This is a genomic window from Paenibacillus sp. FSL K6-2859 (genome assembly GCF_038008265.1).
In the GTDB taxonomy this organism is placed as follows: Bacteria; Bacillota; Bacilli; order Paenibacillales; family Paenibacillaceae; genus Paenibacillus_AQ; species Paenibacillus_AQ nitricinens.
In genome coordinates, this window is sequence record NZ_JBBOYU010000001.1 from 6126811 (window position 1) to 6141167 (window position 14357).

Annotated in this window: 13 protein-coding genes; 1 reads left to right on the plus strand and 12 read right to left on the minus strand. The window is 42.3% G+C overall.

The genetic code is table 11. The features are described 5' to 3' along the window. Positions 1 to 58: 58 nt before the first annotated feature. A complete protein-coding gene (locus tag MHB64_RS27270; protein ID WP_094874692.1) occupies positions 59 to 652 on the plus strand; it encodes a YdeI/OmpD-associated family protein in 594 nt (197 codons plus the stop codon). Positions 653 to 735: 83 nt separating this feature from the next. On the opposite strand, the gene MHB64_RS27275 is transcribed toward MHB64_RS27270, so the two are convergent. The 12 genes from MHB64_RS27275 to MHB64_RS27330 form a co-directional block, all read right to left on the minus strand. Continuing rightward, a complete protein-coding gene (locus MHB64_RS27275; protein WP_280787958.1) occupies positions 736 to 4347 on the minus strand; it encodes an alpha-amylase family glycosyl hydrolase in 3612 nt (1203 codons plus the stop codon). 356 nt (positions 4348 to 4703) lie between these two features. Further along, positions 4704 to 5201, minus strand: a complete 498-nt coding sequence (locus tag MHB64_RS27280) for an LURP-one-related/scramblase family protein (RefSeq protein ID WP_341135790.1) — start codon at positions 5199 to 5201, stop codon at positions 4704 to 4706. 103 nt (positions 5202 to 5304) lie between these two features. Continuing rightward, complete coding sequence (locus MHB64_RS27285) at positions 5305 to 5733, minus strand: SRPBCC family protein (RefSeq protein WP_094871718.1); 429 nt, start codon at positions 5731 to 5733, stop codon at positions 5305 to 5307. A gap of 354 nt (positions 5734 to 6087) precedes the next feature. After that, a complete protein-coding gene (locus tag MHB64_RS27290; protein ID WP_341135791.1) occupies positions 6088 to 6375 on the minus strand; it encodes a hypothetical protein in 288 nt (95 codons plus the stop codon). Between the two features lie 247 nt (positions 6376 to 6622). Beyond that, positions 6623 to 7123: a cysteine hydrolase family protein gene (locus MHB64_RS27295; protein WP_094871721.1), complete on the minus strand. Its 501-nt coding sequence runs from the start codon at positions 7121 to 7123 to the stop codon at positions 6623 to 6625. Positions 7124 to 7223: 100 nt separating this feature from the next. Then, positions 7224 to 8129, minus strand: a complete 906-nt coding sequence (locus MHB64_RS27300; RefSeq protein WP_094876666.1) for an NAD(P)/FAD-dependent oxidoreductase — start codon at positions 8127 to 8129, stop codon at positions 7224 to 7226. 208 nt (positions 8130 to 8337) lie between these two features. Continuing rightward, complete coding sequence (locus tag MHB64_RS27305) at positions 8338 to 9171, minus strand: aldo/keto reductase (RefSeq protein WP_341135792.1); 834 nt, start codon at positions 9169 to 9171, stop codon at positions 8338 to 8340. Between the two features lie 41 nt (positions 9172 to 9212). Continuing rightward, positions 9213 to 9779 carry a TetR/AcrR family transcriptional regulator gene (locus MHB64_RS27310; RefSeq protein WP_094871726.1) on the minus strand — a complete coding sequence of 189 codons (567 nt, stop codon included), beginning with the start codon at positions 9777 to 9779 and terminating at the stop codon, positions 9213 to 9215. 210 nt (positions 9780 to 9989) lie between these two features. Further along, positions 9990 to 10955: a glycoside hydrolase family 43 protein gene (locus MHB64_RS27315; RefSeq protein WP_341135793.1), complete on the minus strand. Its 966-nt coding sequence runs from the start codon at positions 10953 to 10955 to the stop codon at positions 9990 to 9992. 52 nt (positions 10956 to 11007) lie between these two features. After that, positions 11008 to 11862, minus strand: a complete 855-nt coding sequence (locus tag MHB64_RS27320) for a carbohydrate ABC transporter permease (RefSeq protein ID WP_094871729.1) — start codon at positions 11860 to 11862, stop codon at positions 11008 to 11010. Then, positions 11852 to 12838, minus strand: coding sequence for a carbohydrate ABC transporter permease (locus MHB64_RS27325; protein ID WP_094871731.1), 987 nt, complete (start codon positions 12836 to 12838; stop codon positions 11852 to 11854). Before MHB64_RS27325 ends, MHB64_RS27320 begins: the two co-directional genes overlap by 11 nt. A 62-nt stretch (positions 12839 to 12900) precedes the next feature. Beyond that, positions 12901 to 14307 carry an ABC transporter substrate-binding protein gene (locus tag MHB64_RS27330; protein WP_094871732.1) on the minus strand — a complete coding sequence of 469 codons (1407 nt, stop codon included), beginning with the start codon at positions 14305 to 14307 and terminating at the stop codon, positions 12901 to 12903. Positions 14308 to 14357: the final 50 nt, after the last annotated feature.

Below are 14357 nucleotides of genomic sequence, written 5' to 3' on the forward strand. Positions count from 1 at the left end.
GAAGCAGTTGAAAGGTTTTTTAACATAATATAATTACGAGGAAGAAGGGTGTTCCTTAATGACAAATAGCAAAACGAATCCTAAGGTAGACGGATTTTTAAGGAAAGTAAAACAGTGGCAGGAAGAATACGAGACGTTGAGAAATATCGTCCTTGATTGTGAATTAACCGAAGATTTTAAGTGGATGCATCCTTGTTATACGTTAGAGAACAAAAACATAGTCTTAATCCATGGATTTAAAGAATATATTGCGCTGCTGTTTCATAAAGGTGTCTTATTAAAGGATACCCATGGGATTCTGATTCAACAAACGGAGAATGTTCAAGCAGCACGCCAGATTCGGTTCGCCAATGTTCAAGAGATCCTAGAAAAAGAAAATATCATAAAAGACTATATCTATGAAGCCATCGAAGTTGAAAAGGCTGGCTTGGAAGTAGAATTTAAAAAGAACACGGAATTCAGCATTCCTGATGAATTTCAAAATAAACTCGATGAAATGCCTGCCTTGAAAACTGCTTTCGAAGCTTTGACGCCTGGACGACAAAGAGCCTATCTTCATCATTTTTCTGAACCCAAGCAGTCCAAAACTCGAGTCTCTAGGGTTGAAAAATGGATGCCGCAAATTCTAGATGGAAAAGGATTAAATGATTAATGTTATAGGAAGAAGCAACCTTAGAACGGTGGGAAATCCGAACTGAGGCTGCTTCTTCTCTTTTTTACTAAGACAGATTTATTCTATTTCAGGTAGGTTCCTGTTACTCCAATTCCACCGCTACCGTTCAATACATAGACTCTCGCATTTCCTTTTCCGGAGCATACCAGTGTGATTGTGCCGTTAGTTACGGTTTTGGTATCGCCAGTCACCGCATCCACGTAAGTTCCATTCGGAATTCCGGTAAATGTCGCATTTCCTGAGATCGTAACTAATGCAAAGCTATCAATACCACTGGTGCTGTCGGTGTATCTTCTTTTAAATGCCAAATCACCGGATACATTTTCTGTGGAATATTGACCTTTTTGCAAGGCTGGAACAGCTCTTCTGATTAAATTAAGCTGTCTGATATGTTTGGCCAACGGATAGTTCAATGAATCGGCAAGTGTGCCGGTTGCGTTTGTATATTTACCGTAGTCCTGAACCGTAACGCTACCCTCGATATGATCTCCGAAGTAAGCGCGCCCTGTTGAGCTGAGCGGAGCATTTGGACCTACATCGATGACTGAACCTTTTTTAAATTCAATTTCTGAACCATAATAGATCGCAGGGATTCCTCGGAAGGTGAACATCAGGGAGAGATTCTCAGCCCAAGTATCTTGTGTTCCTGCAAACCGTTGATTCTCTGGTGCTTGGTCAGGTGCATAGTCATGAGAGTCAACATAAGTTACATTCCAGGTCGCATCGTTATAGAATTGATCCCCACTCCTCATACTGAAGGCTTCCTGTGCTGTCTTGAACGCCCAATGCATTGGAAAATCAATGACATCCATACCGGATTTCATCGAATAATCAGGCGCATGATAATTATTGCCGAGTAAAAATGCATTGTTCGAGGTTGGCTGTCCTGTTGTAGTAGAGTTATCCGCCCACTCTTGTTCCACTGACAGCTTATTGGAAGCGTAGTCATTTTGTCCATCACCCGGATAGGCTTTCGAGCTTTTCCATGTATAGAATGGCGTCGATATTGCCGGGATTCCACTGTTCCACACATCTCTGTACCGAGTAGCTACTTCCCCAAAGACAAAGAAGTTGGAGCCCCCTCTTGTTTTCCAAGCAGGAACAAAGTATTTGTTAAAAATATACCGGCTAACATGCTTCACAGTATCGACCCGGAAAGCATCAACACCCATGTCGATATATTGATTATAGCTGTCAATTAGGTACTGATTCACTACAGGGTTTTCTGTGTTCAAGTCTACGGCATCTCCTGCAATCTGTCCTGTCTGCACGGTATAAGATTCCCAGGAAAGACTTTTTTCGGTATGGTACATGTTATTGTTGGTGTCCGCATTTTTCATGATGGCGAGTCTTGCCTGATATTGTTGATCAGGGGTCATCGTATCGTAGTTGGCTGGCAGTTTATCCGTAATTTTGATCATATTATTCACGGTGTCGGCTGCGGCTGGATCTTTTTTGAACATAGGTAACAGATTCTCTTCCCCAAAATTACCGGTATGATTCACGACAATATCCTGAATGACCTTTATCCCTTTGGCATGAGCCGCATTGATTAATTCCTGATAAGAGGCTCCCGCTGATTCGTACCTTGGATCTACTTTGGAAAAATTAATCGCATGGTAGCCATGATAATCATACCCGCTGGCATTCTGCACCACTGGTGTAATCCAAATCGCACTGAATCCGAGCGCTTTGATGTAGTCGAGCTTTTGGATCAATCCCTTAAAATCCCCTCTCCAAGCTGGGTCTGAATCCGGATTCCCCGCCTTAGCATCATCCCATGAATGCACATTGTTACTCGGATCACCATCATAGAATCGTGAAGTAATTACGAAATAAATGGTGTCTTCGCGGAAATCGCCTTTATTTCCAATCGTGTAGACGAAGCTCTGTTTCGTTTCATTTCCCGCACCGTCGACGACTAGGAATTTCAGTGTTGTCGTCTTATTAATGAGGATGGACGGTCCTGCCAGAGCCGTTAAAGCATTTCCTGAGATGTAGACTTTTGAGTTAGCCGTTGGTTCCGTACCATTATCCGTGTAATATGCGGTGGTGGTTGCCGCTTTGTTATCTTTTATATTAAAAGATACGGTTACTGCAGAGCTTGAATTTCCAACAGGTAAATTCGCTGTAATCGTTGGCGCTTGCAGGTCGAGATTTAGGTCAATAACATAAGCAAAAGTGCCTACGCTGCCTGCTTGACCTAAGGAGTTCACACCAAAAGCCTTGATAGTCATAGTAGAGACTACTTGGATTGGAGTCGTGTATAAGGTAGAAGATGTCGTAGGTGTCGACCCGTCTGTTGTATAGTAGATTTTATCGCTGCTACTGAGACTGGAAAGCTTCACGGTTTGAGCAGAATCATATGTCTTAGGCGTAGGAGAGACTGAAATCACAGGGATCTTCGGAATTTCTGGATTTGCGTCATACCACACATTATCCGAGGAATACCAGCCCTCTTTTACACTGCGGGACAAGTCGGCGGTCTGTTTGCCGTTGCCATCATTAAAGATAAGGCTTGTGCCAGAGGCGTTGGCAATAGTATAACTGTACCAGTCATTCCCATCCGATTTCATCAAAATTCCCGGCCAAGCTCCGCTTGTTGGAACCGTCGTCGGACTCAGATTCCAGTAATGGATTCGGATCGTTGAGCTCCAGCTTGCTGGTTTCTTAAAATGAACCGTTAAGCCAGCCGAAGTTGGCGTTGGTGCAGGTGTTACGGTTGGTTTTGGTGTAGGTGTTGCGGTAGGTGTTACGGTTGGCGTTGGTGTAAGAGATGCGCTAGGTGTTGCTGTAGGAGTCACTGTTGGCGTTGATGTTGGCGTTGATGTAGGTGTTGCGATAGGTGTTGGTGTAGGAGTCACTGTTGGCGTTGATGTTGGTGCTGCGGTAGGTGTTGGTGTAGGAGTCACTGTTGGCGTTGATGTCGGTGCTGCGGTAGATGTTGGTGTTGCTGTGGCTGAAAGAGTTAGATAGTCGATATTGATATTCCCAGTATCATCCGAGTCATATTTGTAGGCGATTGAATTATTGCCTGCCTGTAAAGAGAGCGTTTCAGGTTGGTCACCCCATGCATCCCAGCTTGCCAAATTCGCTAAAGTGGTCTGCTTTACCTTTACACCATTTACATAAATGGAAACGATCTTAGCACTGCCAGACCCATTGGCGTAGTGGAGCGTGGCATTATAGGTACCAGTCGCGGAGGATTGAACACTAAAGGTGGTTGTTGCTCCTATGGTTGTGTATCCATCCACAAAACCGGTGCCAGTATATCCGGTGTGATTCGTATTTATTTTGGCGCCACCTGACAAGGCTGCGTTCTCAGCTTCGTATTTACCAGCAACCGGGACAACAACCGTCCAGTTCTTCCCTCCGTTGCTATCCCAACTATCTGTCGGGGCCGTAATATGATAACAATAAATGAGTGTGGCGCCTTCCTGAACATTGAGGTTGGCCGTAAATGTGGTTCCATTTTTAGTCATAACCGTATCGGCAATATCCGTCCAGTTATTCGTGGTCCAATGCAGTGTTACAGCAGATGCTGTGGAGTTCGTGTAGGAGACTGTATAATCAGTATTGCTGGCTGAAGCCCCGCCGGATAAACCAAATAAACTAAAAATAAGCGAAAAAATAATCAACCAAGAAACAAACCGCCTAGATTGTTGTCTTCCCAAGTAAATAACCTCCTCATTATTTAGGTGCAACCACTTGTGCAAACGTTTGCAAAAATAAGAAAAAAAGAGACTTTCTAACTTATCAAATCCCTCCTTCAAAGAAAGTATGGAGAAACTTCATTGTATGCGTTTACAATTAGACCTTTTGAGAAATCCTCAAGTTCCAAATCACTCCATATCTAATGAATTTTCCCTGTTTATGATTATAGGCTCCAACCTTTTCCAGGTCAATGCATCTTTTAGGCTAAAAACATAAAAATTTTAAAGTCTAGATATAAAAATACAATCGTTTTCATTCATCAGTTGTTCAAACATATCAAAATCTTAGACTCCCGCTATTTATAGAACTAGGCTAATTATATCGTTGCTGATGAGGAAGAAGCTGCTTGGTCAGCTTTTACACAATCAATTGCAACAACTAACGCAATCATGATTGCCTCCATCTCCTCATTTAGTATTTGAACCTTGTAGCTATCGCCCCAAGTAAACCACTCCTTGTTCACTTTACCTATGACTACACCGTACTGCAAGACCTGAAAATCCATGTCCCACCAGTTACCATGTACCTCAATGTCAGCCGCATGAATCGTATAGCGCGCTTTAATGAAAGTAAACTCTTTCTTAATCGTTAACACCTCTCGACCATTGACCTCAACAAAAAACTTCGGTAAAAAACTAAATACCTTCTTCGTAATAAGTCCGACTTCATCTCTTGTGGTATTCATAATGGAGAACGTCTTTGGTATTTGCATAAAACTGCCCTCTACATAATAGACATCCTGCTCCTGCTGATTCTTTACCGTAAATTTACCACTTAGACTAAATACCTTCTGCTTTATATAAAGTTGCTTCATTCCAATGCCTCCTTCGATATAAGCATATTATTAAAGCGCAGTACTTCCGAAATCAGTTCTCGGGATCATGTACTTTAGTCACCCATCCGTGTTTGGGATGGTTCTAAAACTTCCGTTTATGATACGGAAGACCCACGCCTTCTTCACAATACTGTTTAAGACTGTACAAAAAAATAGCCCAGTTATAATTACATAGGCGATAAAATGCGGTTACATTCTCCCAATTCATCTGACGAAAAATGATTGAAGTCTTCCCGTTTTTTTCCTCTAAATTAAAAGAAATTGTCGTACCTATCCATTCTGGATCTGAATCAACACATTGCCACAAAATCTTTTTATCGGTAACAAGCTCATCAACTCGCATCTTTGTTAAGCCTTTGCCTCCGAATCGGAACTCGTTTATACAACCGATCTGATCATAGACTATTAGTTCATTTGTCCATATTTCTGAAAGTCCTTTTGCAGTGGTTAGTGCTTTATATACCGTTGAAGCCGGAACATTCACGGTCTGCAAGTGCTCGATATTTGCCATATAGTGCATTCCCCTTTTTCATAAGGATTTAATTTATGTAATTATTTGTATGCGAATATTATACCATGGTACGGTTGATTTGATTGCTTAGTCCATAACCTTTGTTAATTTTTTACCATTTGAAAACAAAACATCGATTGTGATTTTTTTCATGTGGTATATCAGGATTCCAATCCACAGCAAAGGATTCATCACCGAGTTGTTTCATGTTATCTGCTCCTTATAGTTTCCCGCCGATTTCTTATAACGTCTTATTCACGAAATTACTGAATTATACTGCCTTTTACTTCAATAAAACGGCAGCTGATCCTCTGATCGGCTGCCTTCTTGTTGCGATTGAACTATCGTGTCCCGTTAGCGTAATGGAAGATTGTTATTTTCGCTACGGATAACACGGAAATCACTCGCTTTATATCCGTCTGTATTAGCTTTGAAAGTGATTTGAACTATATCCGAGTTAGAATCTTGTGTCATAACTTCCCCTTCAAGTACGCTCATAATTTTAAGACGAATTTCAAAAATAAGGATCTCATCCAAGCACTCCCGTTGAATGTCGACGTTATATTTAGTTGATGACTCCTCATCGTAAGCTTCAGCACAATCCATTACTGTAAAGTTGGTGACCCCTATTATCAAAATCAAAATTAGACCTCTCCACCACATGAGAAATAACCCCCGTCTATTTTTGGTTATTTTCCCCCAATCGATTATTAAACTATCCTACCCGTTGGCATAACATTAACATAGCATACTGATACATAGGTTCTATCCATCAAATGAATATAGAAGAATCAATTAGTGAAGGACGATTCTATAAAAAAATGGAGTTACATATTAGTTATCTAATACGTAACTCCACTTATTATCATTAGCTTCTATTAGTAGAATCTCAAGCAATGGTCTCCATTAAAAATTCGATCACCGGGTAAGAGATCATATGCCGATCACGGTAAATCGAAGTAATTGCCTCTGGCTGTGTGCTAAGGACACCCTTTTGTAGAATGGCTGCTTGAAAACCTCTTTCTTGTGCACCGTTAATAGTAAAGGTTACGCAATGTTCTGCGGCGAAGCCCGCAACGATGATGAATTCAACACCATGTTCACGTAGCAGTTGTTCCAAATCCGTTTTCCAAAAAGCATTAGAGAATTCTTTCGCCATCTGGATATCCGTGGGTGCAACTGTAATTTCCGGTATACTATTTCTAGCTTCTGGATCCGTATCTGTATTCGCCCCTTCCATGTCTTGTATATGGATAACGATTTGGTCCTTCGCACGAAGTAACCCAGACACATGATTAATATATTCACAAGCCTCACTTACATTTAATCTCTCCATATGATCGTGTAAGAAAAGGTTTTGCATATCAATAATTAGGAATCCGATTTTTATTTTGAACTACCCCTCTCAGAACAAATCTAGTTTCTATATTAATCTGGATGTAGATTCAGCTCAAGGGAATAAATGAATTAGACGATTTTGTACAATAGCATCATATGTTACGCCACGCCTCTTCATTTAGTTCGTTATTAATGCCGACCCCAGCTAAGGAGCCCATAGAAGCGGCAATAATGGCTTGATGAAGATGTGTTGTTGCATCACCGGCACTATAAACGCCTGGAACGTTCGTTTTACCGAGATTATCGATGATTACTGTTCCTGTTTCTGTGAATTCACAACCAAGGGCTTGTGGCAAATCCGACCCGATCATAAGCTTCGGTCTAAAAAATATCCCCGTACATACTATGCTAATACCATCCTTCAACACAACTTGCTGCACCATGCCATTGTCAGATTCGATCGACTGAATCGGTGAGTCATAGACAGGAATGTTATGTTGATTTAGCTCTTCGCGTTGTGCATCCGTCAAGTCATCAGATCCATTAGTACATATGGTTATCTTTTTCGTCCAACCAGATAATACTCGGGCCATATGCGTTGCATCGGCTCCCTTAACAATTACGACAAGAGGCTGATCTCTTAGTTCCCATCCATCACAATAGGGGCAGATAAAGGCGCTTTTACCATATACGTCTGTGAGTCCCTTAATATCCAACGGGAGGTCTTTCATCCCTATGGCGAAGAGCACCTTTTTACTTTGAAAGGTCTGACCCTGAACCGTCTTAATTTGAAAATCACCATCGGTTCCCGTAATCGATATGGCGGTATCTTCCGCAAAAGTAACGGAGTGATAGGCACTAATCTGCTCCTTCGCAATTCTCCTGAATTCGCTTGGACTTATAGAATCTCTAGTAAGAAAGCCATGCGTTTCTCGAGTCACCCTATTACGTGCGCGTCCTTCATCAATCACAACCACACTTTTTCTTGCCCTGCCTAGCACCAGAGCAGCATTTAGACCTGCCGGTCCTCCACCGATAATTACACAATCATGAGTCATCCTAATTCTCCCTTTCGCTTTCAATTTATATTAAAGATATTAGAGACTTATGTTATCCATTATGGATTTAAAAAAAGAACACTCCATAATCAGGAATATTACACTCGACTCTTTAATTAAAGACTTTATGAATCTATAATAACTTCAATAAATCTAAAAGGCAAGGATTTTTCTATTTAATCATTGCCCTCTTGGAATCCCAGCTAGATTACCGCAAAAGTGTAGTAGCCCATAAAAACAGCTTGTTGTCAGGATTAACAAATCCCTTTTTGTTTTTATCTAATGTCGATATTTGTTTCATTTCCTCATCAGATAAACTAAAATCAAAAATTTCCAGATTCGCCTTTAATCTTGCAGGATTAACCGATTTGGGAATAACTCCAACACTGCGCTCAATGTTCCACCTTAACATAACTTGAGCCGTTGTTTTACCGTGTCTTTCAGCAATGCTTGTTAATATAGGGTTATCGAATAAATCTTTATTTCCATGTCCAAAAGGACTCCACGCTACATGTTGGATATTCTTATTCACCATATAATTATGCAAATCGGGCTGCTGTAAAAACGGATTCGTATGAATTTGATTTACAGCAGGGACTATTGAGCCATGCTTCAATACATCACTCAGGTGCATTTGTTCAAAGTTAGACACACCAATGGCTCTAATTTTACCCTCTTTGTACAATTCCTCTAATATCAACCAGCTCTCAACATATTTTGGGGATGGCCAATGGATCAAATAAAGATCTATATAATCTGTCCCCAGTTTTTTCAAACTCATTTCAAAAGCCTGTTTCGTTCTTTTACCATGATCTGAATTCCACAGCTTTGTTGTAATAAATATATCCTTTCGATTTACACCTGATTTTTTAATTGTACTTGCAACAAGTTCCTCATTATGATAAAAAGCGGCGGTATCAATATGCCTATATCCATTTCTCAATGCCCAAATGATTGCATCTTCGTGTTCATTTTTCATTTGGTATACACCCAATCCGACTTTCGGTAACAAAACTCCATTATTTAACAAGTAATTTTCCAAAGAATAATCCTCCCATACACTATTATTTTATATCAGCAGAGTCAGTCGATTCTGATAGCATTCCAGCAGCTTCGTTCTATTCCTTGAATAAGCTCTGGTGTCTCAATTATTTTTCCATGTTGAATTTCTTTGAAGAAGCTAACAAATGCGCCATAAACAATACAGATTAATGCATTTGAAGGAAGCGAGCTGAACACCTCTCTCTCTTTGCCACTTTCTATGATTGCGACTAAAAAATTCATAAATCCATCAAACACGCTCCGGCTCTTCTCATTTAAATAATATGACTCTGCATGTGAATCTATAAATAGCAGCGCGTATATATTGCTTTTTGCAAATCCGACCATTTGATAAAACACATGGCGAAATTGCTCACGAATTTCATTTGAGTTTGGAAAATCAGTTTTAATGGTCTCTGAAAACTCCATCACTACTTTTTGAAACAATGAATTAACTAGTGACTCTTTACTTTCAAAATATCGATAAATTGTTCCCGCTCCTACTTTTGCCGCTTCCGCAATCATTGGAACAGTCGTTCCATCATAACCTCTTTCTGCAAATAATTTTAAAGCCGCTTTATAAATTTCCTCTTCCTTGTTTGTAGACAATAAGAACACCTCTCCTTCTTGCGGAATGAATATTCATTCCTCTTCACAATAAAACTCCTTTATAAAAAAAGCAATCAAAATATTAGAATTTTTTTCCTATAATTTAAAGATGAAAAGACAAATAAGGATGTCTCTGAAGTATTTGCTTCAAGACATCCTTAAGTACAATTTCATAATAAGCCCTATCAATAAGGGATGCTGTACTTTCAATTAGAGCACTACCGGCCGGATTCTGCCGTCTTCCTCATAATGGAGCTCCGTAAATTTCATACTGCGTTTATGGTCCACACCGCCAGACAGCGATGCGTCATGATAGAAAAAATACCATTTCTCGTTAAATTCCACAATAGAATGATGGGTCGTCCAGCCAATGACTGGATTCAGGATCGTTCCTTGGAAGACAAAGGGTCCGCAAGGCTTGTCACTCACCGCATAGACGATCTTATGGGTTGTGCCAGTAGAGTATGAGAGATAGTATTTCCCTTTATACTTGTGCATCCATGGACCCTCGAAGTATCTCCTGTCTTCATCACCCGCAAGGATTAATTTCCCTTCTTCATCAATAATGGTGATCTCCTGAGGATCAGATTTGAATGTCAGCATGTCTTCACTCAGCTCACCCACCCAAGGACCGTAAGCCGGTTCCTCTGGGCCCTTTTCTACCGCATCTTGTTGAAAAATACCGTCTTGCCACTTTTCTAATTGTCCGCCCCATAAGCCTCCAAAATACATGTAGGCTCTTTCGTCCTCGTCCACGAATACGGCTGGATCAATGCTGAAGCTCCCTTTGATATAGCTTTCTTGAGCCTGGAAAGGACCAGACGGAGAAGTTGACGTAGCCACTCCGATACGGAAAATCCCCTCCTTGTCACGGGCCGGGAAAAACAAATAATACGTCCCCTGCCGGTACGCGGCATCGGGCGCCCACATTTGCTTCGAAGCCCAAAGCACATCCCGAAGATGAAGTGCCTCTCCGTGATCTACACAGGGAGATGTAGGATCTTCCAAGGAAAACACATGATAATCTTCCATTGCATACTGGTCACCATTATCATTCGTAGGTCCATCATGGTCGATATCATGGGATGGGTAAATATACAGCTTGCCCTCAAATACATGAGCGGAGGGATCGGCTGTATAGAGATGGGTAACTAACGGTTCATTTTTTGTGGCCATAATAGGACTCTCCTCCTGATTGAGATTACTTATTTGAAGCCAGAAGCCAATGTTATTCTTTGACGCCACCAAGCGCTACGCCGGCGATAATATATCTGGATAACAAGAAGTAAACCACAAAGAGCGGTAAAGCCGTCAAAGCCAGACCCATATAGATCGAGCCGAACTCCGTTTTGTAGATATCACCTCGGAGCAAGCTGACCATGATTGGCATAGTATATTTCTCCTTCTGTGTCAGCAATATCAGCGGCATGAACAGGTTGTTCCAGTTAGCCACAAAGGCAAAAATGGCCTGTGTTGCAACTGCCGGCATCATCAGCGGTAAGATAATCCGGTTGAAAGTGAAGAATTCACCTGACCCATCTACGCGCGCAGCTTCCACGATCTCTATCGACAGAGTTGCGAGCAAGTATTGGCGCATGAAGAACACCACCGCCGGCGCAGCAATTGCTGGTAGAATCAGCGGGAGAAAATTATTGGTCCAATGTAATTTATACATGAACTGATAGAATCCGATGGCGCTTGCCTGGGAAGGAATCATCATCACGCACATGATGAAGGTAAAGAATGGCCCCCGTAGCTTCCAGCTGTAAGTCACCAGCCCATAGGCCGCCAAAGACGAGAAATAGACCGTGCAGAGGGTTGCAGAACTGGCGATAATGAATGAATTCATGAAACCTTGAAGCGGATCAAAGCTCTTGTCGAGCAGTACTCGCAGATTGCTCATCATGTGGCTCGAAGGAAGCAGTGAAAGACCGCCTTGGATTTCCGGTGTAGAGCGCGTGGCATTTACAAACATGATCCAAAACGGCAGGATACTGAGCACCGCCAAAGAGATGCAAACCACATAGATAATCGTCTTGTTGATCTTTCGGTTAACGGTCCCGCTTTTCTGATTATTTGCCATGTGTTACGCCTCCCTCACGGGCTGCTGCAGCAGCTTTTCTGTACTTTTGTTTTTGTATTTTTTTAAGTCTTGATGCATCGCGGTCACGCATCACGTAGAACAGAATTCCAGCCAATATTGCTGAAATCAAGAACATGATCATGCTCGCTGCTGCAGCACGATTGTACATATAGCTGCCCTTGAATGCTTGCCCGTAGATAAACATAGACGTGGTAAGCGTAGAATCGTCCGGACCGCCTGCAAGAAATAATTGCGGAATATCGAACATGGTCAAACCGCCCACCATCGATGTAATCAGTGTGAACAGCAATATCGTACGCAGACTCGGCAGTGTGATTCGGAAGAAGGTTTGAAAACCATTCGCCCCGTCAATCGCTGCGGACTCGAAGAGGGCAGGATTTATACCCATAACGCCAGCGATCAGGACGATCATGGTGTTGCCGTACCACATCCAAAACTGGATGAACGCGACAATGCCCCGTGCTGTCGTCTTATCCTGCAGGAAGAACACCGGAGCGTCTGTCCATCCCAACGTTTGAAACAAACTGTTTACAGGACCCATCGGGTAGGCGAATAAAGTGCTGAACAACACGGCAATCGTACTAGCAGTAATGATATTAGGCATATAGAGCAGAACCTTGAACAAGCCTTGTCCCTTTATGTTTAGACGCTTATTCGTGAACCATGCAGTTAGCAAGAGCGCGAGAAGCATCTGGGGAACGAAGTTAGTAATCCAGAGTAAGCCGGTGTTGAATAAAGACTTCCGGAACGAGGGATTATCAAAGAGAAGATCTTTGAAGTTCTGAAAAGGATTATCAAGGATATGGATCGGTTTGGGTATGATTCCTTTCATATCGGTGAATCCAATGACTGCGGTATATAAAATGGGATACAGTGAAAAAATCAGAAATGCAAGAACAAATGGAAAGGTAAAAATATAACCGTATTTCGCATAGTTCACATTTTTGCGGCGCATGCTCTCACCTCTTTAGTTGATATGAAGGGGCGGGATTACTCCCCCGCCCCTCCGAATCCTTCTTATTCGCTTTCAATGCCAAGTTGGTCTTTGACTTGTTGCTTAAAGGTTTCGATCGCTTTGGCACGGTCCTTATTGCCTGCGGTGTATTCGCGTACTTGATCACGCCAGAGCTTGTTAATTGTTTCGTCGTACTGGGTCAAGTTCTTACCTGAAGCGTTAGCATTGGCCGGTACAAACACGTCGAACATGTTCTGGCCGCCGAGCAGCGGAACTTCGCCATTTGATTTGGACATGACAACGGAGGATGCAACGCTATCCTTCGTTCCTTGCTCGCCTTCCTTCATAGTACCGTTAGCCCAGTAATATTGAAGTCCCGTTTCAGAGGTATCGAGTGTAACCCACTTCACAAAGTCCGCAACAGCCTGTTTCTTAGCATCGTCCTTGGTCACGTCTTTGTTGGCAAGCAGCCAAGTACCGCCCCAGAAGAAACCTGTTGTTGGTTCAGATACAGCCCAGTCGCCATTCGTGTCTTTTACTTGACCGTTCATCACATAGTTGATGAGCCAAGCAGGACCGAAGAATCCGAAGATCGGTTGAGCGCCGGCACCGGACATATCCGCATACCATGCTTCCGTCCAGTCTGTCGTATCATTGTGATAACCATTGTCTTTCAGCTTTTTAGAAAGATCCAGGAACTCTTCACGCTTTGGATCGATATGAAGCTTGCCATCAACAATCCAGCCCTTGTCAGAACTGTTCTCGATCGGGTGCCAGATATCGCCGTCGCCAGAAACGATGCCGTATCCTTTAGCTTTCAGCTTCGCGGCTGCATCGTAGAATTTATCCCAGCCTGGTCCAATTTCATTTTTGATGGTGGCTGGATCGTCTGTTCCAAAAACATCCTTCGCAATAGAGCGGCGATAGATAAAGGCACCGCCAGTTGCTTGATAGCCGAGGGCTTTTAATTTTCCATCTAAACTGCCGATATCAACCGAGTATTGCGCGATGCCAGCGTCCTTAACCATTTGGTCATCAAGACCCATATCAGAATAGTTGGCTGCATAGCTGGATGCATCGCCTTGGGTATACTTAAGCACGAATGCTGATTCTGCTGCATAAATGTCAGGGGCATCTTTACCTCCCGCTGACAGAGCCTGATCAAGAGCAGGCTGATAAGCGCCGTCAGTGGTAGCGATAACTGTAGTTTTGAACTCTACATTCGCATCAGGATGGGTTTCCATATACTTCTTGGTCATGTTAGGAATCTCGTCCGTAAAGCTCCAGAGATTGATAGTGACTTTCTCACCTGTTCCTTTTGATGGAGCTTCGGTAGCATTTGCTGCTGGTGCAGTCGTTTGACTTGGGCTAGATGAGTTAGAATTTGAGTTCCCACCACATGCTGCGAGAGCAGATGACATCACAAGCAATGTAGAGATCCCCACTAAACTACGTTTCATACTTTTCATATCTTTGCCTCCCCTTTTGTATTATTACTTCGGTTCTTTGTAACCGCATA